Raw genomic sequence first — 19,911 nt, 5'->3', positions numbered from 1 at the left:
GATGATCTCGAGCGCCTGACCAAGACGAAGGGGGTTCGTGCTGCGCATGGCCGTCATCGAGATCCACGGGCGATGCGCGGCCTGCGTCGCCGCGTCGGCCGGCCCGCCTGTGGCCGCCCGGCCCGTTCCCACGCTGCATTCCTGAGCGCATTCGCATGAAACCCCGATTGATCCGCACCCTTGCACGGGCGCGCACCGCGCGCTCCCCCGCTGCCCCGCCTGCGCCGATGCGGGCGTGCGCATGACCGCGCGTGCGCGGACGCCGTCCCCGCCGCGTGCACGACGGCAGGATGTCACGCCGGTCACCGTGCTCAGCGGTTTTCTCGGAGCCGGCAAGACCACGCTGCTCAAGGGCCTGCTGCGTCAGGCCGCGCAACCGGGTGCGCCCTGGCGCCTGGCCGTCATCGCCAATGACATGAGCGATCTGGACGTCGACCGGGACGTCATCGCCGGGACCGACCTGGTCGGTGAGCGCCAGGGCAATTTCATCTCGATCGCCACCGGTAGCATCTCCAGCAAGCGTTTGCTGCCGGTGTTCAAGCGTGCGGTGGAGACGCTGCTGTCGGACTACCGGCCCAGCCATCTGCTGGTGGAGACGTCCGGCAGCACCCATCCCTGGCCGCTGATCGAAGCGCTGCGGGATCTGCCGGGCGTCGAGTTGCATGGCTTCATCGCACTGCTCGACGGCGCCATGCTGGACCGCGATTACGAACGCGGCGAAGCCATCGCGGCCGGCCTCCGGCGCAACCACGCTGCCGGCCGGCGCGGGATCGAAAACCTGCTGGCGGAGCAGATCATGTTCGCCAACCGGATCCTGCTGACCAAGAAGGACCGTCTCGCTGACGGCACGTTGCAGGAGATCGGCCATGCCATCCATCCGCTCAACCCGTACGCCGACATCGTCGGCGTCAGCTGGGGCGGGCTGCGCCTGGACGATGTCCTGCGGATGCCGCCCTACGATCATCGCCGCGTGGCGCCTCTGGCGAAGACGTTGTCCGCGACGCGCAGCGACACCGCGTCTTCGCAGATCGCCGAACCGAGCGCATACCGCATCGGCACCCGGGTCCTTGCCGATCCCCGGCCCTTCCACCCCCGGCGCCTGTGGGAGGTCTACCACCAGTTTCTGGGCATCGGCATCCATCGTTCCAAGGGGTTCTTCTGGCTCCCCTCGCGCGACGAACTGGTCCTGCTCTGGAACCAGGCGGCCGGCGCCATCGGTCTGGAGGCGCTGGGCTACTGGCGCGTCGTCGCCCTGCAGGACCGCGCGCTGAAGATGACCCGTGAAGAGCGTCAGGCGATGGCCGACAAGCTCGCTTCGTACCCACCGCTTTTCGGCGACCGCCGGTGCGAGCTCACGGTGATCGGCCAGGAGGACGAACTCGACGTGTTCGTCGATGCGCTCCGCACGTGCTTCTGCACCGAGGCGGAGATCCGTGCCTGGCAGGCCGGCCAGGCGTTCGACGACCCCTGGCCGACCAGGACCGCGACCATCGGTATCGGCTGAGGCCCCCGCCCGCAGCCTGCCGTGCGCGCCGGGGCGCGGAATTCGTAATGTTATTACATGATAAAGTGCCCGGCCCATCCAGCCCGGCACGTGTCGATGCCCGCACCCCCGAACGCCCCGATCGTCGATGTCCAGCAACTGCGCGTCGCGTTCGGCGGCAGGCCGGTGCTGTCCGGACTGGACCTCCATGTCGGCGAAGGCAGCGTCTATGCCCTGCTCGGCGGCAACGGCACCGGCAAGTCGACCACGCTCTCGGTGCTGCTCGGCTTCCTGCGCCCCGATGCGGGCCAGGTGCGGGTGGCCGGCATCGACCCGGTCCGCGCGCCTGCGCAGGCGCGCCGCCGTCTCGCCTACCTGCCGGAGAACGTCGCGCTCTACGAGCATCTGTCCGCGTTCGAGAACGCCGACTACCTGCTCTCGCTGGCCGGGCGCCGCGCACCCCGCGAGGCGATCCACGAGGCGTTTCGTGCGGCCGGCCTGCAGGAGGCGGCCTGGACGCAGCGCCTGGGCGGCTTTTCCAAGGGCATGCGCCAGAAGGTCGCGATCGCCGTGGCGCTCACGCGCGAGGTGCCGTTGCTGCTGCTCGACGAGCCGACCTCCGGTCTCGACCCGGGCGCCAGCGCTGATTTCCACGGTCTGCTCGCATCGGTGCGCGCCCGCGGCACCTCGGTGCTGATGGTCACCCACGACCTGCTGGGTGCGGTCGAGGTCGCCGATCGCATCGGTGTCCTCGAGCAGGGCCGCATCGCGTACGAGGCCGACCGCGCCGGGTTCGACCTGGCCGCGCTGCACGCCCACTTCTCCGGCAGGTCCCGCGCCGCATGAGCGCCGTCGTCCTGGTGATGTGCAGCGAACTGCGCGCCATGCTGCGCAACCGCACCGCGCTGGCCGGCATCGTGCTGCTGGCGATGCTGACCCTGGTCTCCACGCTCGTCTCGCACCACCACATGCGCAGCGCCGAGGAGCATCGCGCGCGGCAGCAGGCCGCGGCGCAGGCCGCATTCGACGCCCAGCCCGACCGCCATCCCCATCGCGTCGTGCACTACGGCCACTTCGTCTACCGCCTGCCGTCGGCGCTGGCGGCGTTCGACGCCGGCGTCGATCCGTTCACCGGCAGCAGCATGTTCCTGGAAGGCCACCGCCAGAACACCGCCAACTTCGGCGACGTGATGCAGAGCTCGGTGCTCGTGCGCTTCGGTCAGCTGACGCCGGCGTTCGTGCTGCAGGTGCTGGCGCCGCTGGTGCTGGTGTTCCTTGGCTACGGCGTGCTCGCGCAGGAGCGCGGGCGCGGCACGCTGCGCCAGCTGATGCTGCAGGGCGCCTCGACCTGCGCGATCGTTGCCGGCAAGCTCGCCGCGCTGTGCCTGGTGGCCGGTACGTTCGCGCTGCCGGCGTTCGTCGGCCTGGCGATCCTGGCGGCCAGGCCCGAGGCCTCGTCCGCCGTCGCCCTGGCGCTGATGCTGGCCTATGCGGTGTACCTGGTCACGTGGTGCGTGCTCGTCGCGGCCGTGTCGGCCCTGGTGCCCCGGCGCCGCGACGCGCTGCTCGCGCTCGTGGCCCTGTGGGCGGTCGTCGCGCTGCTGGTGCCGCGGATCGCGCCCGACATCGCGCATGCCGCGTTTCCGCTGCCCGACCGCTTCCAGACCGACGTCGCCATCGCCGCCGACCTGCGCCGCATCGGCAACAGCCACGATGCCGACGATCCGTACTTCTCGGCGTTCAAGCGCGACGTGCTCGAACGCTATGGCGTCGAGCGGATCGAGGATCTGCCGGTGAACTACAAGGGCCTGGTGGCGGTGGAGGGCGAGCGACTCACCTCCGAACTGTTCGACCGCTACGCAGCGCGCAGCGCCGGGCTCCAGCAGCGCCAGAACGCGCTCGTGGCGACGTTCGCCACGCTGAGCCCCGCGATCGCGCTGCGCCAGCTCTCGATGGCCGCCGCGCAGACCGACCTGGCCGCGCACCTGCACTTCCTGCAGCAGGCCGAGGCGCACCGCTACCGCATGGTCCAGCAGCTCAACCAGCTCCAGGCCGACGGCGTGCGCTACGCCGACGACACCGCCACCGATGCCGGCGCCGATCGCCGCAAGCGCGTGGATCGCGCGCACTGGCAGGCCATTCCACCCTTCGCGTTCCGCCCGCAGCCGGCATCCATGCTGCTGGCGGCGATGCTGCCGGGCACGCTGGTGCTGCTGGGCTGGCTGCTGGTCGCGCTGGCGGTGCTGGCGCTGGCCGCACGCCGGATGGAGGCCTCGCGATGACCCTGTGGCGCTACGAACTCGCGCTGATGCTGCGTTCGCGCATGGCCGCCGCCGGCCTGCTGCTGCTCGTCGCGCTGGCCATCGTCAGCCTGGCGTCGGGCCTGCAGCGTGTGGAGAGCCAGCGTGAGGCGATCGCGCGCATCGCCGCGCTGCAGCAGCAGGAGCTGGCGGCCGCGGTCGCCGCCCACGGTGCCTCCACCGATGCCGGCACCGCGGCCTATGGCACGTTCCATCCGACCTGGCATCCGCCGTCGCCGCTCGCGTTCGCCGCGGTGGGCATGCGCGACGTCGCGCCGTTCATGCTGCGCATCCGCGCGCTGGGGCTGGAGGCGCAGATCCACGACGGCGACACCTTCAATCCCGAGCTCGCGCTCGCCGGGCGCTTCGACTACGCCTTCCTGCTGACCTTCCTGCTGCCGCTGTTCGTGATCGTGCTGTTCCACGACCTGCGCTCGTCCGACGTCGAATCGGGGCGCGCGCGCATGTTGCGCGCGCTGCCGGATGGCGTGGGGCGGCTGTACCTGCGCCGCAGCATCGTCCGCGGCGGCGCGCTGCTGCTGTGCGTCGCCGTGCCGTTCGTCGGCTTCGCGTTGCACCAACGCGTGCCCGGCCCGCTGATCGCGGCCGTCGTCGCACTCGCGGCCGGCTACCTCACGTTCTGGATCGTGCTGGCCAGGCTGGTCGCGGCGCTCGGCGGATCCTCGGCGACCAATGCCGCGTCGCTGGCCACGCTCTGGGTCGCGATCGCGCTGGTGCTGCCGGCGCTGGCGCACGTGGCGATCGAACGCACGATCCGTGTCGACCAGGGCGCCGAGATCGCCCGCGCCCAGCGCGAGGCCGTCAACCGTGCCTGGGACATCCCGCGCCAGGACACCATGACCGCCTTCTATGCGCGCTATCCGCAATGGCGCGATTCGGCGCCGCTGGGCGAGGCCTTCCACTACAAGTGGTACCTGGCCTTCCACCAGAACGGCGACGACAGCGTCGCCGACATGGCGGCCGCCTATCGCGACGGCATCGAGCGCCGCTCGGCCGCCGCCGAGCGCCTGGGCTGGCTGCTGCCGCCGGTCGGCGTCCAGGCCCTGCTGACCCGCTGGGCACGGACCGACATGCGCGCGCATCTGGCCTACCAGGATCGCGTCCGTGCCTACCACGCGCAGCTGCGGCACTTCTATTACGGGTACCTGTTCGAGGATCGGCCGTTCACCGCGGACGACTACGCGCGCGCGCCTGCGTTCTCGCCCGATCCACGGTAAGGACGTCCCGGCGAACGCCGCGGCGATGCTGGATCGAGGGAACTGTCCCGTCCTGCCTGGAATGCGCTCGTCCCATTGATTCGAACCCTCAATGAAGCGAGGAGGCCCGCTTATGCCTTCGGGTCACGGCTGTTACTTCGGCCGACGGTAAATGCATCGCCTGGCCGCATCTCCCGGCCGCGTGCAGTTGCGCGACCAGCTGATGGACCGGCTGTACGCGGACCACCGCATCGTCACCGGCCGCACCGTCGACAGCCGCGTCAAGAACCTGCGCCGCAAGCTCGCCGAGGTCGGCGGAGAGGACTGGATCCGTTCTGTCGACGGTGTGGGGTATCGCTTCGATGCCTGACGGGGCGGGGGGCGGGCCGGTGAGACATTCACCAATGACGTTGCGCGAAGCCGACTTGAAGCGACGGTAGCTCCTCCGTTAAGAAAGGATGCTTTAATAACGTGGCGCGTTGGTAAAGAATGCTTTGCCAGTACAGCCGCAATCCAAGGATCGTGTCATTGCCGCGCACGCAAAACTGGATTGGCGGTAGTCGGCCAGGCAATGCGCGCTTCGTCCCGCCGCCGGCCAATGCCGTCGGTCCGGCCCTCGGCGACCTGGAACGATACATCCATCATACCGAGCACACGTTGCCGCCCCTGGTGCGCGTGGCCTTGGCGCACGCCCAGTTCGAGACCATCCATCCATTCCTCGACGGCAACGGTCGTATTGGACGCCTGCTCATCGCCATGTTGCTGGAGGCGTGGGAATTCGTGCCCGAGCCGCTGCTATACGTGTCCGGTTATCTGAAGAAGCACCAGCGTGCGTACTACGACCGCCTTTCCGCCATTCGCCTTGATGGCGACTGGGAGGGATGGGTGTCCTTCTTCCTGGAGGCCGTGGAAGCGGCGGCCGATGAGGCCCAGGGAAGCATCGTCGCCATCGCCGCACGCATCGCCGATGATCGCAAACGGGTGCTGGAACTCGGCACCAGCACGCTGGCCACGCTCCGCCTGTTCGAACTGCTGCCCACCATGCCGAGGATCACGATCGATCGCGCGGCCCAGCTTCTGTCAGTCACGCCCCCCACCGCTGCGAAAGCCATCCAAGGCCTGCAGGCAGCCGATGTGCTGCGTGAGACCACAGGGCGCTCGCGCAACCAAAGCTTCCTGTATGTGAGCTACGTGCAGCTCTTGGTGGACTAAAGCGGACGCACGCAACTTGGGCTGATCGTGCGACCAGAAGGTCACCGAATTGGCGCGCCTGGAGGGATTCGAACCCCCGACCAATGGCTTCGGAAGCCACTACTCTATCCGGCTGAGCTACAGGCGCGTCGTCCGGCCGACCACCGCGAGGCGGGGAGGGCGGCCGATGATTGTAGCCCAAAGCGACGCCCGCGATGCACCTGGCCGCTGGCGACCGCCCTTCAGCCCGCCGCCATCGCGCGTCCCTACAATCGATCCGCTCCGACCGTGATCGGCGCCCGGTTCCCCCACCCGGATCCCCATGCCCTGGAATGCCCTGACCCTGCTCGGCGACGCCGTGCTCGTCGTGCCGCTGCTGGTCGCCGTCGCCCTCTGGCTGCGGGTCCGGCCCGGGGCCCCGCGGCTGTCGGGTGCCGGCCTGCTGCACTGGGCCGCCCTCGTCGCCGGCAGTCTCGCGCTCGTCGCCGCCAGCAAGATCGCGTTCTACGGCTGGGGCACCGGCATCCGCCGCTGGAACCTCACCTGCTTCAGCGGTCATGCCGTGCTGGCCTGGCTCGCCTGGCCAGCGCTGTTCGCATTGCTCGTGCCCCCGCGCTACCGCGTCCTGCGCCTCGCGGCCACGCTCGCTGGCGCCGGACTCGCGGCGCTCGTGGCCTGGTCGCGCGTGCCGACCGGCGCGCATCCGCCGAGCGAGGTGATGGCCGGCGTGGCGCTGGGCCTGGCCGCCTGCCTGGCCACGCTGCGCCTGGTGCGCGGCCTGTCGCTCGACTTCCGCGGCATCGCGCTCGCAGCCGGCCTGGCCGGCCTCGTCGCGCTGGCCGCCGAGCGCGACGTTCCCAGGCCGAACACCGAACGCTGGTTCGCGAAGGCCGGTGTTGCGTTGTCGGGCGCGGAGAAGCCGCAGTCGCGCAGGCATTGGCGGGATTGAGCTGGCGCCTCATCTGGGTTCAAAACCCACCTCCCCCGCACGCGGGGGAGGTCGACACGCACAGCGTGTCGGGTGGGGGCACGGGCCTTCCCCCATGCACCCTTGCCCCGACGGCTCGCACTCGCTGAACAGCGGTATTTGACCGGAATCCGCCTGCCGCAGGACAATAACCGGTCATTGAAATCCACCGGCCACGTCATGTCGGCCGTCATCGCATCCGGCACATCGGGGAGCCCCGTATGTTGCAGAACCGAAACCGCGAAAAGTTCATCCAGGCGATTCTCTATTTCGCCCACAACACGGTTGCGCTCGGTAAGGTCAAGCTGTTCAAGCTGCTGTACCTGCTCGATTTCGAGCATTTCCGCCAGACGGGCCGTAGTGTGACCGGCCTGGAGTATCGGGCATGGAAAATGGGGCCGGTGCCCTCCGAACTCGTGCAGGAATGGGACGAGTTGCAGGACGACCTGGCCGCTGCCATTCGCATCGAATCTCGTCCGGTCATCGACTACGAGCGACAGAATGTCGTCCCGAGGATCGACTTCGACGCGTCGCATTTCAGCAAGCGCGAGCTGCGTTTGATGGAGCAGGTGGCCGCCCGTTACCGCGGCACCTTGTCCGGGAAGATGATCGACGTCACCCACGCCGAGAACGGTGCGTGGACCAAGGTGTGGGCCGAGGGTGAAGGGCGCGATCGCACCATCCCGTATGAGCTGGCAATCGCGGACGATGCGCCGAACCGTGAAGCGGTTTTGCAGGCGGCGGCCGACTACGAGGCCATCGAAGCGGCACGGAGCGCCTAAGCGTGTCCGGGGCGCCTGCGCGGTTGCTGCCGGGGACTGTTCTGCGTCATTCGCGCTTCTATCTCGACAGAGCGACCGGAGAGTACAAGCCCAAGTTCCTCCTGGTGCTCGCACCGGTGCGCGGCGGCGATCATGTCGTACGCCTGTTGACCAGTCGCCATGCGAATCTGCGTCGTGAGCAACCGCCTTGCGATCACGGCGAACCTTATCCGGGCTTCTATCTCGGCGTGCTCGACACCGCCCGTGGGCTGGGCAAGAAGAGCTGGCTCGATTTGCGCGGGCTTCAAGACGCAGACGGCGTCGAGAGCGCGCGTCTGCTCGGCAACGGTACGCTGACGATCGTCATGCAATTGCCCGCTGCATTGTTGGCGCCGGCGGTGCGCTGTGTTGCCGCAGCTGACGACACCACGCAGGCGCAGGAACAGGCATTGCTCGACTATGCGGCGACGCTTTAACAGAGAGAAAGCGCCGCGCGCATCTGCGCCTTGTCGACAACCGTCGCGCCATGAACATCACCTCCCCCGCGTGCGGGAAAGATCGGGCGCTTTTGCCCTGCGAGCACGCACGAATGGTCGACACGCGCAGCGTGTCGGGTGGGGGCACGGGCTTTCCCTATCCCTCCGACTCCCCCTCCACCGACAACGTCACCACACCCGCCTCGGTCGTGATCCGCACCCGGCTGCCGACGGTGAAGCCCAGTGCCTCCAGCCACAGCCCTCGCAGACGCAACGTGGGAATCTCGTCGTCGCCCCGGTAACGATCAAGGCTGGGATAGGAGCCCGACCCGACCGTACAGCGCCGCGGCCGACGCGCGCGGCGGGGCTTGATCGTCTCGGCCTCGTCCAGGGCCGCATCGTCGGCGACGTGAGACAGGGGACCGGGCGCCTCCCGGCAGCGCCAGCGCTTCAACGCGTGCTCGGCTTCGGGCGGCAAGGGCTTGGGGCGGCGCACGAACGGCGCGTAGCGCGGCGGCAGCTCGTTGCTCATGGCGCAACCTCCGGACGCGTGTGTGCGAAACAGACAGCAGCCAACGGACGTAGGGTCATGGAGAGTCTCCTTCATGGCGCACCGCGCACCAGACGCGGTGCCGCCGGACAGTGGGGCATGCATACGACGCGAGCGTGCGCATCGCGGCACCTCGGTGGCCCCGGTACGAACTTCTCGCCAAGGGCACCGTCATCAATCGCAAGAGCCGGGCACGCGCGCGCGTGCCCGGCCAGTCGCACCGATCAGTGCAGCGAGGCGCCCAACGGGCGCTGCGAGACGGCCCCATATGCCGGCCGCGCCTCCCGCACACCGCCGCGCGGCCTGCGACCCTGTGCGAGCCGCTGGTCGTCCAACTGCTCGAGAATCGCCCGCACCGCATCCGCGCCGTCGACGATCGCCTGCCCCAGCGCCGGCAGCGTGTCGTCGGCCAGGTCGTCATTCCCCGACGCGATCACATCCCCATGCGCCGTGAGCGTCTGCACCAACCGATCCAGCGCATCCATCTGGTCGAGCGTCACCCCGTAGACGAAGCGCGCGAGATGCGCGTTCTCCCCCGCATCATCACCGGCGTCCTCCCCCGTGCCGGGATCCGCTGCCTTCCCCGCACCGGGATCCGCTCCCTCCCCGCCGCCGGGGCCCTCTCCCTTCCCGCCGCCGGGATCCGCTCCCTCCCCCGCCTGCGGGGGAGGGCTGGGGAGGGGGCGCGCCTCATCCTCGTCGCCGTCTCCCCGCCCCGCCTGCGGCGACATCCCGGAGATGGCGCGCTCCCCCTCATGACCTTCCCCTTCCCCCGCATGCGGGGGAAGGTTGGGATGGGGGCGCTCCTCATCCAGGCCACCCGAAACCCCCTCAAGCACCCACGCCGCCTGTTCCGCCAGCAACCCAAGACAGGTCGCCAGTTCGCCCATGCGCACCTCGGGCACATCGTCCTGTTCTTCCGCCAGCGTGCGCGGCCGTGCCAGCCGCGACAGGAACACCAGATGGGCGTGCAGTTGCGTGAGCCGCAACTGCCCCGGCTCGTTCAGCACATAGCCCGGCAGGGCGCGATCGTTCGCTTCTCGGTTCGACATCTCAACCTCCTCAATCCATCGAAGGGCCCGCCCACCGCGGGACGGCGGACGGGAAGTCGGGAGGTTAGAAACCGCAGGTAGTCGGCGGGCGTATTTCCCCGAGGGGTGTTGTATTAGCCGCCCTCCCGACGCAGGCATCGCGTCGGTCTGCGCCCGCAAGTGCACGGGCACAAAAAACCCACCGGTTTGACGGAGGTGGGGACCGCTACCTGAGGAGTTTCTACGCTCCTTGCCGCCGAGTCTGCGATGGGATGGCGCTGTGAGTCAAGATCGACTGTGTCAGGAAAGCCCGCGGTCTTGTGTAGGGAAATTCCGAAGTTGGAACAAGGCCACTACGGCTTGGACGACTGCGATCGGAACGCCGCGTTCCGATGAGAGCGCCACACGCGCTCGATGATGCGCGCAAGGCGGCTCCTTTCGCGTTCTACCCTGATCTTGTGCAGTCAGCAGCGGGTTTGAATGCTTGCGTTCTTCGTTCGTGCGACGCGCGTATGCTCTAATGAACCGTTCAAAGTTGGATGGCGGAAAAGAACGTGGCGGCGCTGGAATTCTCCCGTGAAGTGCTGGACTGGGCTGCCGATAAGGCGGGCGAGTCCCTGCACGGGTTCGCCGAAAGCATCGCAAAACGCGACGGGGATCGCGAACGCATCGTCAAAGGACATTTGACTGTCCCGCAGGCCGAGAAGCTTGCGAAGAAGGCGCGTATTCCGTTTGGTTATTTGTTCCTCGAGAAGCCGCCTGTCGTGGCGCGACCCAGCATTCCCGATCTTCGCCAAGTACAGGATGCCGAACCGCTGAGCGAAGCGTTTCACGAGACGCTTGAGGATGTGTTGGCGAAGCAGAATTGGTTGGCCGAGTACCTGTCTGACGCGGGTGCAGGTGAGGTTCCATTCGTCGGTCGCTTTGCAGCGGCAGAGAGACGCAACGCCGACGACATTGCGGCGGATATCCGTCGCGAACTTGGCATAACGGACGATGATCGCCGCAAAAGTCCTGACGCGTCTTCCTACTTCTCTGCCTTGAGCGCCAAGGCGGAGGCGAAAGGCGTTCTGGTGTTCAAGACGGGCTATGTCAAATCCAACACGCGTCGTCCGTTGTCGGAAAAGGAATTTCGTGGCTTTGCGATCGCGCACAAGCTGGTGCCGCTTGTTTTCGTCAATGGTCGCGATGCCGAAGTCGCCGCGGTCTTCACGCTCATGCACGAGCTGGCCCACATCTGGCTCGGGGTGACGGGCGTTTCCGATGTGGCGCCGGGACAATTCGGAAGTCCGGTCGAGCGCCTCTGCAATCGGATCGCGGCGGACGTGCTCGTTCCGATGGATGCTTTCCTGGCGCGATGGAATGGCCCGCAAGACGTGGACAAGATTGCCAAGTTCTTCCGTGTGAGCAAGCTTGTCATTGCACGGCGCGCGCTGGACAGCAAGCTGGTCGACCAGGCCTTCTACGACGAAGTCGCCGCCAATACGCAGCGCGCCAAATCCACGGGCAAACCGAGTGCGCTTGTGACGATTCCAATCCGGAACAGCAAGAAGTTCACGCGAACGATTGTGGCGAGTGCAATGAGCGGTCAGACGCTGCTGCGCGATGCTGCAAGTCTATTGAACGTCAAGCCGGACACGGTGGTGACGCTGGCAAAGGGACGCGCCGAGAATGGCTGACAAGTACATCATCGATTCCAACGTCTTCATACAGGGGAAGAATTTCCACTACCACTTCGCGTTCTGCGAAGGATTCTGGGATTGGGTGCACGAAGGCTTCGATAAAGGCGTGATCTACAGCATCGGTAAGGTGCGTGCAGAGCTGGTTGCCGGTAAAAAAGGCGACGAAGCACGCAAGTGGGCCGAGGACATGCCGGCCGGGTTTTTCCTGGATGATGTCGGCGATTCGGGCGTGATGCATGAGTACGCCCACTGCATGCGCTGGGCGGCAGCCGACAAGCACTACCAGCCTGCTGCGCTGGCACGCTTCGCTGAGGCCAAGCGCGCAGATGCATTCCTGTTGGCCTATGCGCGCGCCCACGGCCATGTTGTAGTGACGCAAGAGCTGTCGCAGCCGGACAAGCGGAAGGAAGTCCCCATTCCCGACGCGGCGCTCAAGATTGGCAATGTGAAGACGATCACGATCTACGAACTGCTCCGCGCACACGCGCGTCCTACGTTCGTCTTCAAGCCTTAACGGCCAGCCTGAGTCGGCGGTTTGAGCTATTGAAGCGCTGGGGGCGGCCCGCCGCTCAAAACGCCGGGCTGCGATGCCAGCGGCAGGCGCTCTCGATGATCTGCTACATGTCAGCCCACCAAGTCTGCCGCCCAACTGCGTGCGTGCCTGATAGCTGGCCCCGACCAGTATCGCCGGATCACCGGCCCTGCGAGGCGCAACCTCGACTGAAATGGCGGTGACGACCCAGCACTTCCTGAACAATTCAGGTGGCTAAAGCGTATGCCTCGGCGGGAGTCTTCATGCACGGCACCTGATGTGGCCCCACCCGGGGAGGCAGTCATGAATAGCCTTGGCGGCGGAGCGCACGACCTCCTCGAAACCATCTCCCGCATGCGTCAATCTCATCGCCACGAGCGGCGGGGCATATCAGAACGTTTCTAAACCGTATTTCCTTCCGCTCCAAGTCAGAACCCTGTGGCACATAAAGGCCCAACTTCAGGAAACGCCCGTGCCGATCATTGAAGCCGATTCCCGCATTTTCCCGCTCATGCAGAATCCCATTGATCCAGATCCTTATCTTCCCCGCCCGGGGGTCGAAACGCTGGTACATGACAACGCGGTTCCAGCTATCGAATCGAACACTACCGAGGCGCAGCGTACCCTTGCTCGTATACAGAAACCCGGAGGAGTCTTCAGGCGTCACCCGCTCCTCGCTGGAGCGGAAATCGTACTGAAGAAGACCATTCCTAACGACCAAGCTAGAAACAGGGTTACGCCACTTCTCACCAAGATCAACATCAGGAACGCTGTGGTACTGCATGATGATCGTAAACTTCGAGTCGCCCTCGAATGATGAACGCGGGGCAAAAAATTCGAAACTAAGCCATTGTTCGGTCATCCATGGCATAGGGCGGGTCTTTATCTCGGCCCCTTTTGTCGCACGGCGCCCATCCCACCCATCACGCCGCCATTCGAAAACATATTCGGCGCTCTCCGGCCGGATATGCTCTCCGCTCACTCGCGGCTCAGCCCGCACCGAATAAGGGTAAGGCGCCTCCCTCAACCACGCTGCCGTTGCCGGGAGCCCAGTTGCATACACATAGCCGGAATGCGAGATCGTAAGAACGGAGGCCGCCAGCACCATGCTCACGACAAGCCCTCTGGCGCATGTCAAATCGCTGAAAGCGATCATAGCGAGCAGTCAGTCAACGCCGAAGACCATTGAACGGATAGCCGATACCAACTCCGGTGTGGCACCTGCGGAAACAGCGGCACCAGGAGCAATCCGCATGCCCTGGATCTCACGATACGCCGCAATGATCTCGTCGGCGTCATTCGCGATCCTGATCAACGCGTGGTCCCGGAAGCGACGCGCTGTCGCAAGCTGGTGGTCGTTACGGTGCTCACCCAGAGCAGCCATTCTTGGCATAAGAATCGCTGGCTTGGCATAGCGCATGGCGGAAATTATGCTGCCCATGCCGGCATGGGACACGATGCAACTGGCATGGGAAACCAACTCCTCGAACCTGTCGGCATCAACAAAACGCTCATGCCGAACGTTGGACGGGATATAACTACCTGGGCCAATCTGCGCGAAGCCGGAGATGCCGGTCCGGGCTATCGCCTGGTCTACCGCCTCTATTAGCCTGTCGAACGGTAGCTGCGTCCCTATCGTCACGAAGATCACAACACTGCCCCTACGTAGAACGGACCCTCCGGCCTGGCAAGCTCTGGCCATTGCGTCAACCAGTGATCCGCCCAGCGCCTAGCCTTTCTTCCGGCCAGGGAAAGTTCTTCAGAGTTTGCGATGCTGTCGATCCAGATCGTACGGGCTCCCAGCAACTTCCCGAAAACGATAGCGATGTAGCCGGGAGCTGCACCCGTAGATATGACCACATCCGGCCTGAACCGGACGATCCGGTATCCAATATGGAGAGCGGACAGGATCAACGCCCCCTTGCTATCCATGTTGCCATCGGGAACGAGGTGATAGTCCGCTCCCTGCATTTCGCGCGTACTTGGCTCCCTGGTCGTGAGGAACAGCACCGAAGCCCCTTGGAGAGCCGGACGCAGGCGAAGTAGCTGAATCCAGTGCCCGCCACCAGAGGCGACTGCAAGGACACGCGGCGCACGGCGACGATCAACCTGCATGGGACGCACCACCATTTTCGCTACGCGCCGACCGTCCCACGCTAGGTGGGCTCGCAGTACTGAAGAGATATCCGAATGCAGCCGCCAGATAAGGAGCAGCCAGGCCGCTATAGATCACATGGCCCGCAGTGACGCTGACAAGCAGAAGAATGGACGACAGAACAAGAGAAATCGTCAGCGCATCCGAGGAGCGGAGCAGGGCCCTGCTACCCTTGCACCAAGCCCAGATGAAGGGGCCATAGTAGAGGAGGAGGCCGAGAAGACCGAAAGACCCCACGATATCGAATACGTCAATCTCGACCGGATGACCAAGACGCAGCAGCATCTCGTGACGCCCCGGGCCGAAAACATACTCGACCACCGAGTACTGGGACCAGACACCGGAAAGGAACTCGCGCGTAAATTCCTCGCGGCCGCTGAAGATCACGAACGCAAGCCCGTACTCGTGGAAAAAATACTCTATCCGCCTGAAAAGGCCCGTGCTTTCCACAAGCTGGATGATTAAGGGAGAAGCCGCCAGGACCAAAACAATCGCAACGAACCCGATGATCGGCCCGCGCATCGAAGACATCTTGAAACTGAGAGCTCCACGGAACATCTCGATGGCAGGAAACGCCAATGCGACGATCACACTCCCCAGGATCGCCACCTTTGTGGCCTTCAGCACCGATGCCAAAAGAAACAGCGCGCACACGACCAGATACGGAACCATCCTGCCTTTTTGATGATAAAGCATGCCGCACAGGATCACTTGGCACAGCAGAATCATGAACGACATTTCGTTGCCAGCATAGATGAAGCCGACCGCGCCGATCTGCTCCGAGTCGCTGCTCTTTCCGTACTGCGAATACCCATACCCCAACGTACCAAGTAGGAGATTCGCGAAAAGCACGGCAGAAACCCAGCCGAAGCACTTGAACAACCAGCGGGAATCAACCAGCCCGTCACGCGTCATCCGCGCGAACGCGTGGTATCCCAACCACAGGATGTTGAAACGCAGCAACCACTGCGCATCGTCCATGACAGAGCCGACACTCACATCTGCAAGGGAATGCACAAGGACGAACACCGCATTGCTGACGATGCAGGCACACAGCACCAGCACGCCCGAGCGGGTGTGCAGCGCATAACATGCCAGCAGCGCCAGATAGGCCATCTTGACGGCCTGGGACAGGCCCGATATGCCTGCCCCGCGCAGCAGTGCGCCATTGAAGGTGTCCACAACGATCAACAGCGGTGTCATCAGCAAAAGCAGCGCGGCCGACAGCGCCAGCAGACCCTGGCCCTGTTGCCGGCGTAGCCTCGCGTCGCGGGAGCCGGTCCCCGCCCGATCAATCGACATCAGCATCAGCCCGTCTCCCGCCAATCACGTTCCGAAACAGCATCGCGAGGGCGCGCCCCACGACATCTCCCGAATAAAGCTCAGCGCGGGCACGCGCCGCCAACGACATCCTCTGTATCTGCTCCTGATCAGCCTGCAATGCAAGCCGCATGGCAGCGGCCAGCTGCTGCGCATCGCCTGCAGCAAACAGCCAGCCCTGCTCCCGGTCGTTAATGATCTCTTCCATCGCGCCATTCCTCGCAGCTATCACCGGGCGGCCGCACGACATCGCCTCAAGCGCCACGAGGCCCAGGCTCTCGCCTTTTCGATGAGACGGAAACACAAGCACGTCACACGCAGCAATCGTCGCGGCGACGGCATGTGGGTCAATGCCGCCCAGGAACTGGGCGCTCGCCTGCGCGAGGCCCCCAGCGCCACGCTCGAGATTACCCCGCTCAGGGCCATCGCCCGCGAACACCAGTTCGAACTCCAGTCCGGGATCATCTTGCTCAAGCAGCTCGGCCGCCTCGATCATCAAGTGCACACCTTTCCCGTTTATCAGCCGGCCAAGGAACAGAAAACGGAGCTTCGCCCCCGTAGTGGGCACCTGGTACCGGAGACGGCGAACATCCACTCCGCCCGACGGGGAAACCTGCAGCTTCTTGCGAACATCCGGAAAAATCGAAGCCACCAGCGCAGCAAAATAGCGGGAGGGAGCGATCACCATCGTCGAGCGGCGCAGGCAGTGCCCAGTCACCCACCTTATCAGCTTCTCTCTCGCGCGACCCGCCTTGTCGGGCGCAACGTCTGCGCCATGGACATGCGTGACGAGCGGTAGATCACGGACAAGCAGGGCCAGCGCTGCGCCAAGATAGGAATGACTCGGAAAATGTAGATAGACCAGGTCATGCCTAGAGAAAAGGACAGCGAGGAAAGACTTTAGATAGAACGAAAGGTACCCGATGACCTTGTTCCCGCGATCGAAGCGGACAACCCTGTCGACAGACGCCCCGTTCTCGGCCAATTGCTCCGCAATGCGCTCGACGAAGATGCCGAACGCCGGCTGCTCGGCACTCGGGTACATGTTTGAAATGACAAGAACTTTCATCTGGTGCTCGTCATGCCCGCTCGTAGCTGCGCTTGAGGCCGAACCTGTAAAGAAGCTTGAGCCAGCCGCGATAGACACGGGTATGTGTCAGCACCATCATGACCTTGATGGCCTCGCCAAACGCGACCCGTCCATGGAGCAGATCGGCGCCCAGCAGGACAGCGCCCTTGGCGGGGTACAGGAAGTCCTTGAGGACACCCGACATCGAGAACATCTCGGCGAATTCAGGCTGGCTTTTGCTCAGCCTGTAGAACCCTCCCACGTGGCGGCGGCGCATCTGGCTGAGCTCTGACAGAGAGCTACGCGCGGGATGACGCACGATCGCCTCATCCGCGTAGCGAAGGGCAAAGCCAGCGGCCACCGCGCGCTTCGTGAACTCCGAGTCTCCCCCGGAGAACGTACGCGTATCGAATTCACCCACCCCGTCGAAAACTGCGCGCCTTACGATCAGGTTGGCAGTGACTGCCCAGCCCTGCCGCACGCTTTCCTTCTGCTTGAACGCGAAGCGCCGTTCAAAAAGTTCCACCGGCGTCGGGCTCTCGGGATCGGCGAAGAAAACATCGATCCTTCCCGCGAGAAGCGCAGCATCCGCCTCGCGGCTCAGGTGGGCGACCGCGGCCTCAAGCCACCGCGGGTCCGGCAGGCAGTCCGAATCCGTAAAAGCAATGATTTGGCCGCGCGCGATACGAAGCCCCGAATTGCGCGCGGCATAAGACCCTGGCGTCGGCTCACGGATCATCCTGAAGCGTGCGTCACCAGAAGGGACCTCAGGAAGGTTCTTCGTCGACCCATTATCGACGACAATCACTTCGAACGAGCCGGAGAACTCCTGCGCCTGCAATGCAGCGACGCACTGCGCGACTTTCTCGCCCTCATTGTAGGTCGGAATAATTACGCTTACATCAAATGAATCAGACATGGTGATAACCCCGCTCGCCCCCTTATTGGACCATCAAAAGCCAACACCGCTCACGGGCGACCGGCGGACCTCACCTTCTCCTCCACTTCGCGCCACATCTCCTCCGTCTTCGCTTTGAGAACGGACGCGGCACTGGATATCTCCGTGGAAACGGAGGCGCGAAAAACTTCGTTCTGCAGATTGTCAATCAAGCCATCCAGTGCATCAAGGTTCGACAAATCGGGGATCAGAAGGTCCGGGCACGCGAAGTCGCGGAAGAGCTCCGGATACTTGTGCGACCATCCTGCACCGATACAGGGGACGCCTTGCGACAAGGAACTGACAAGCGCATGGAACCTGGACCCAATCACGAAGTCGGCCTTACCGAGCATGCCCTTGAGCACGCGCGGGTCAGCGTGCGTGAGTACTGGCAGATCAGTGTACTTAGGGCCCATCAGCCCAAGCACGGCACGGTCCTCTTCCGCATCATGGAGCACGAAGGCCGGGTTGAGCCCCTGTTTCCGCATCGCATCGACAGCGTGGCGAAGGAAAGCGAGGTAGGCATCGCCCGTTCCAGTCTTGTCCAGCATGCGGATATTCGGAACGATTGCGCAGAACCGCTCCGGTAGAACGACATCAGCGGGCAGGCGGGGAGAGACAGTGACCGTGAAGTCCGGGTACTGCTTCAGTGCCCGATTCACTCCTAGCCCTTTGACGCATGAAAACGATTGGCTGTCGCGGGCGCAGACCAGGCTTGCCCGGGAGAACATCCTCCTGCTCCAGTCTGCAACGTCGGGCTGCTCGAACGGACCCAGCGCCTGTGGCAAAAGCACAAGCTGCTGCCTGCTCCGATAAGGCCTGACCATCGTACGCACAAGCTTTCTCGGGCGGCTTGCCCCCCATTGATCCGAGAATGCAAAACCAGACGCATCTAGCACGATATCGACCTCGGCGGGGCTGATCACGTCCGGGCGGCCGCGCCAGGCGATCGCTGCCCAGGCGCTCTTGATCGGCCCCAACCTGCCCATGAACTCCCAGGTGGTCAGAAATCCATGTTTTTTGCGATCGGCTTGGCTGCCGTACTGCGACGGCACCACGAGCCGCACACCCGGAAATGTCGCCCGCATGCGGTCGGCGATCGCGATTGCCATCAACTCGGCTCCCCTGTTATGGGTTCCGGTTCCATTGATCTCGATAGTGAGCGGCTTCATTTTGCCTCGAAGTTGTATTTGCAAATCACTGAAACGGGCTTCTTACCCGAGTATGCCACCATGCCTTCCGGGTCAGGGAAGCCAAATGCGACCAACATGATGGGCCGCTCGTCTGGCGCGAGACCCAGGAAGCTCGCCATCTTCTCCTCTCTATCCTCGATATCCGGCCAGTTGATGCAGCAGGAACCAAGCCCCTGTACTTCGAGCCCGTACACGAAAGACATGATCGCAAGCGATCCATCCGTATAGATCAAATGGCGATCCCGCTCCTTGAAGTAATTGCGCTGCTTGCCAACAACGATAGCGAGCGCAGGAACCTGATGCGCGAATCCGGCTGTTCCCATCGGGAGCTTGATCGCTTCTTTCACAAGCTCCGGGTCATCAATGATCCGAAACTCATATGGCTGTCGATTGCAGGCCGTCGGCGAGTAGCCAGCAACGAGCACCGCTTTCTCCACCATCTCGCGAGGGACGGCCTTGGGAAGAAACCAGCGTACCGAACGGCGGAACTTTGCGAGCCCCAGCAGATCCTCATAAGTGATCGAGGGCGCATCCTCCATCCTGCGCACATAGGGAATCATCTGCTCACATGCATCCACCGACGCCACTTTGGCGCCGGCATCACGCACGGTGGCACGGAGCGGATCCACAGCCGGATGGGCAGGGGTCACCGCCATGTACTCATTGAGGACGTCACGCGCCCAGCACAACTCGCGGCCCTGGACGCCTCCTTCGGCAGCCCTCGCGTAAGCCGAAACCGTTTCGTCGATGTAGTTGAGTGCAAACGGGACTCGCCTGGGCCGCATGAGCAAGCCCTTCTCGAGGCGATGCACGTTACGACGCAACAACGCTGAGCTCTCCTGCGGGTCACGCAGGGAACGGTTGTAAGCAATTCTTCCGGCAAGCGTGGCGACATGCTCACGCCCGAAATATCCTGCGACGAGATAGTACAGTCCCGCGGAAAATCGACTTGAGGCGGCGATACGCAAGAGGAATCGATCCAGCAATGACAGACACGACTTCAAACGTCGTTTAATCTTAGAAAGAGCACTCATCTTAATTTTCCAT

Annotated in this window: 19 protein-coding genes, 1 tRNA gene and 1 pseudogene; 11 read left to right on the top strand and 10 right to left on the bottom strand. The window is 64.3% G+C overall.

All coding sequences use genetic code 11. The features are described from left to right. Positions 1 to 241 precede the first annotated feature (241 nt). The 6 genes and pseudogenes from WQ56_RS08200 (at position 242) to WQ56_RS08175 (ending at position 6,212) form a co-directional block, all read left to right on the top strand. Positions 242 to 1,504 carry a GTP-binding protein gene (locus WQ56_RS08200; RefSeq protein ID WP_047136614.1) on the top strand — a complete coding sequence of 421 codons (1,263 nt, stop codon included), beginning with the start codon at positions 242 to 244 and terminating at the stop codon, positions 1,502 to 1,504. A gap of 96 nt (positions 1,505 to 1,600) precedes the next feature. Next, entirely contained in the window at positions 1,601 to 2,329 is a 729-nt protein-coding gene (locus WQ56_RS08195; RefSeq protein ID WP_047136613.1) for an ABC transporter ATP-binding protein, read from the top strand. Then, complete coding sequence (locus tag WQ56_RS08190) at positions 2,326 to 3,765, top strand: DUF3526 domain-containing protein (protein ID WP_047136612.1); 1,440 nt, start codon at positions 2,326 to 2,328, stop codon at positions 3,763 to 3,765. Before WQ56_RS08195 ends, WQ56_RS08190 begins: the two co-directional genes overlap by 4 nt. Further along, positions 3,762 to 5,021, top strand: coding sequence for a DUF3526 domain-containing protein (locus tag WQ56_RS08185; RefSeq protein ID WP_047136611.1), 1,260 nt, complete (start codon positions 3,762 to 3,764; stop codon positions 5,019 to 5,021). Before WQ56_RS08190 ends, WQ56_RS08185 begins: the two co-directional genes overlap by 4 nt. Positions 5,022 to 5,181: 160 nt before the next feature. After that, positions 5,182 to 5,370: pseudogene (locus tag WQ56_RS08180) on the top strand (winged helix-turn-helix domain-containing protein); the annotation flags it as partial. Positions 5,371 to 5,528: 158 nt separating this feature from the next. Beyond that, complete coding sequence (locus tag WQ56_RS08175; RefSeq protein ID WP_231583381.1) at positions 5,529 to 6,212, top strand: Fic family protein; 684 nt, start codon at positions 5,529 to 5,531, stop codon at positions 6,210 to 6,212. A gap of 50 nt (positions 6,213 to 6,262) precedes the next feature. Here the strand turns inward: WQ56_RS08175 and WQ56_RS08170 are convergent. After that, positions 6,263 to 6,339: transfer RNA gene (locus WQ56_RS08170), tRNA-Arg, on the bottom strand. Positions 6,340 to 6,513: 174 nt separating this feature from the next. Here WQ56_RS08170 and WQ56_RS08165 point away from each other — a divergent pair. The 3 genes from WQ56_RS08165 (at position 6,514) to WQ56_RS18615 (ending at position 8,395) form a co-directional block, all read left to right on the top strand. Next, positions 6,514 to 7,140: a phosphatase PAP2 family protein gene (locus WQ56_RS08165; protein ID WP_047136609.1), complete on the top strand. Its 627-nt coding sequence runs from the start codon at positions 6,514 to 6,516 to the stop codon at positions 7,138 to 7,140. A gap of 239 nt (positions 7,141 to 7,379) precedes the next feature. Further along, complete coding sequence (locus tag WQ56_RS08160) at positions 7,380 to 7,940, top strand: Panacea domain-containing protein (RefSeq protein ID WP_047136608.1); 561 nt, start codon at positions 7,380 to 7,382, stop codon at positions 7,938 to 7,940. A gap of 2 nt (positions 7,941 to 7,942) precedes the next feature. Then, positions 7,943 to 8,395, top strand: coding sequence for a hypothetical protein (locus WQ56_RS18615; protein WP_156170437.1), 453 nt, complete (start codon positions 7,943 to 7,945; stop codon positions 8,393 to 8,395). A gap of 157 nt (positions 8,396 to 8,552) precedes the next feature. Here the strand turns inward: WQ56_RS18615 and WQ56_RS18065 are convergent, their stop codons facing one another. Further along, complete coding sequence (locus WQ56_RS18065) at positions 8,553 to 8,927, bottom strand: SymE family type I addiction module toxin (RefSeq protein ID WP_156170435.1); 375 nt, start codon at positions 8,925 to 8,927, stop codon at positions 8,553 to 8,555. A 242-nt stretch (positions 8,928 to 9,169) separates the two neighbouring features. Then, positions 9,170 to 9,997 carry a hypothetical protein gene (locus tag WQ56_RS08145; protein ID WP_156170433.1) on the bottom strand — a complete coding sequence of 276 codons (828 nt, stop codon included), beginning with the start codon at positions 9,995 to 9,997 and terminating at the stop codon, positions 9,170 to 9,172. 518 nt (positions 9,998 to 10,515) lie between these two features. On the opposite strand from WQ56_RS08145, the gene WQ56_RS08140 reads away from it, so the two are divergent. Next, a complete protein-coding gene (locus WQ56_RS08140; RefSeq protein WP_047136605.1) occupies positions 10,516 to 11,655 on the top strand; it encodes an ImmA/IrrE family metallo-endopeptidase in 1,140 nt (379 codons plus the stop codon). After that, complete coding sequence (locus WQ56_RS08135; protein WP_047136604.1) at positions 11,648 to 12,172, top strand: DUF4411 family protein; 525 nt, start codon at positions 11,648 to 11,650, stop codon at positions 12,170 to 12,172. The genes WQ56_RS08140 and WQ56_RS08135 overlap by 8 nt, the downstream gene beginning before the upstream one ends. A 319-nt stretch (positions 12,173 to 12,491) precedes the next feature. Here WQ56_RS08135 and WQ56_RS18060 read toward each other — a convergent pair whose 3' ends face one another. The 7 genes from WQ56_RS18060 to WQ56_RS08105 all read right to left on the bottom strand — a co-directional run bounded on the left by WQ56_RS18060 (position 12,492) and on the right by WQ56_RS08105 (position 19,898). Beyond that, positions 12,492 to 13,298: a heparin lyase I family protein gene (locus tag WQ56_RS18060; RefSeq protein ID WP_231583386.1), complete on the bottom strand. Its 807-nt coding sequence runs from the start codon at positions 13,296 to 13,298 to the stop codon at positions 12,492 to 12,494. Between the two features lie 57 nt (positions 13,299 to 13,355). Next, positions 13,356 to 13,841, bottom strand: a complete 486-nt coding sequence (locus WQ56_RS08130; protein ID WP_047136603.1) for a glycosyltransferase — start codon at positions 13,839 to 13,841, stop codon at positions 13,356 to 13,358. A gap of 453 nt (positions 13,842 to 14,294) precedes the next feature. Further along, positions 14,295 to 15,653, bottom strand: a complete 1,359-nt coding sequence (locus WQ56_RS08125; RefSeq protein WP_047136602.1) for an O-antigen ligase family protein — start codon at positions 15,651 to 15,653, stop codon at positions 14,295 to 14,297. After that, the gene (locus WQ56_RS08120; RefSeq protein WP_082132272.1) at positions 15,637 to 16,734 is read right to left on the bottom strand and encodes a glycosyltransferase; all 1,098 of its coding nucleotides are present in this window, start codon (positions 16,732 to 16,734) and stop codon (positions 15,637 to 15,639) included. The genes WQ56_RS08125 and WQ56_RS08120 overlap by 17 nt, the downstream gene beginning before the upstream one ends. A gap of 10 nt (positions 16,735 to 16,744) precedes the next feature. After that, positions 16,745 to 17,653: a glycosyltransferase gene (locus WQ56_RS08115; RefSeq protein WP_082132271.1), complete on the bottom strand. Its 909-nt coding sequence runs from the start codon at positions 17,651 to 17,653 to the stop codon at positions 16,745 to 16,747. Positions 17,654 to 17,703: 50 nt separating this feature from the next. Further along, entirely contained in the window at positions 17,704 to 18,843 is a 1,140-nt protein-coding gene (locus WQ56_RS08110; protein WP_047136600.1) for a polysaccharide pyruvyl transferase family protein, read from the bottom strand. Beyond that, positions 18,840 to 19,898: a nitroreductase family protein gene (locus tag WQ56_RS08105; protein ID WP_047136599.1), complete on the bottom strand. Its 1,059-nt coding sequence runs from the start codon at positions 19,896 to 19,898 to the stop codon at positions 18,840 to 18,842. The genes WQ56_RS08110 and WQ56_RS08105 overlap by 4 nt, the downstream gene beginning before the upstream one ends. Positions 19,899 to 19,911 lie beyond the last annotated feature (13 nt).

The sequence above is a fragment of the Luteimonas sp. FCS-9 genome, from assembly GCF_001014645.1.
Classification (GTDB): domain Bacteria; phylum Pseudomonadota; class Gammaproteobacteria; order Xanthomonadales; family Xanthomonadaceae; genus Luteimonas.
Note: the sequence above shows the minus strand (reverse complement) of the source record. Positions and strands in the feature narration are given on the sequence as shown.

Coding starts and splice junctions, on each gene's coding strand:
- WQ56_RS18065 (WP_156170435.1), bottom strand. CDS start 8,927: ATGAGCAACGAGCTGCCGCCGCGCTACGCGCCGTTCGTGCGCCGCCCC.
- WQ56_RS08125 (WP_047136602.1), bottom strand. CDS start 15,653: ATGCTGATGTCGATTGATCGGGCGGGGACCGGCTCCCGCGACGCGAGG.
- WQ56_RS08190 (WP_047136612.1), top strand. CDS start 2,326: ATGAGCGCCGTCGTCCTGGTGATGTGCAGCGAACTGCGCGCCATGCTG.
- WQ56_RS08185 (WP_047136611.1), top strand. CDS start 3,762: ATGACCCTGTGGCGCTACGAACTCGCGCTGATGCTGCGTTCGCGCATG.
- WQ56_RS08165 (WP_047136609.1), top strand. CDS start 6,514: ATGCCCTGGAATGCCCTGACCCTGCTCGGCGACGCCGTGCTCGTCGTG.
- WQ56_RS08160 (WP_047136608.1), top strand. CDS start 7,380: ATGTTGCAGAACCGAAACCGCGAAAAGTTCATCCAGGCGATTCTCTAT.
- WQ56_RS08120 (WP_082132272.1), bottom strand. CDS start 16,734: ATGAAAGTTCTTGTCATTTCAAACATGTACCCGAGTGCCGAGCAGCCG.
- WQ56_RS08135 (WP_047136604.1), top strand. CDS start 11,648: ATGGCTGACAAGTACATCATCGATTCCAACGTCTTCATACAGGGGAAG.
- WQ56_RS08200 (WP_047136614.1), top strand. CDS start 242: ATGACCGCGCGTGCGCGGACGCCGTCCCCGCCGCGTGCACGACGGCAG.
- WQ56_RS18060 (WP_231583386.1), bottom strand. CDS start 13,298: ATGGTGCTGGCGGCCTCCGTTCTTACGATCTCGCATTCCGGCTATGTG.
- WQ56_RS08105 (WP_047136599.1), bottom strand. CDS start 19,898: ATGAGTGCTCTTTCTAAGATTAAACGACGTTTGAAGTCGTGTCTGTCA.
- WQ56_RS08110 (WP_047136600.1), bottom strand. CDS start 18,843: ATGAAGCCGCTCACTATCGAGATCAATGGAACCGGAACCCATAACAGG.
- WQ56_RS08195 (WP_047136613.1), top strand. CDS start 1,601: ATGCCCGCACCCCCGAACGCCCCGATCGTCGATGTCCAGCAACTGCGC.
- WQ56_RS08115 (WP_082132271.1), bottom strand. CDS start 17,653: ATGTCTGATTCATTTGATGTAAGCGTAATTATTCCGACCTACAATGAG.
- WQ56_RS08145 (WP_156170433.1), bottom strand. CDS start 9,997: ATGTCGAACCGAGAAGCGAACGATCGCGCCCTGCCGGGCTATGTGCTG.
- WQ56_RS08140 (WP_047136605.1), top strand. CDS start 10,516: ATGGCGGAAAAGAACGTGGCGGCGCTGGAATTCTCCCGTGAAGTGCTG.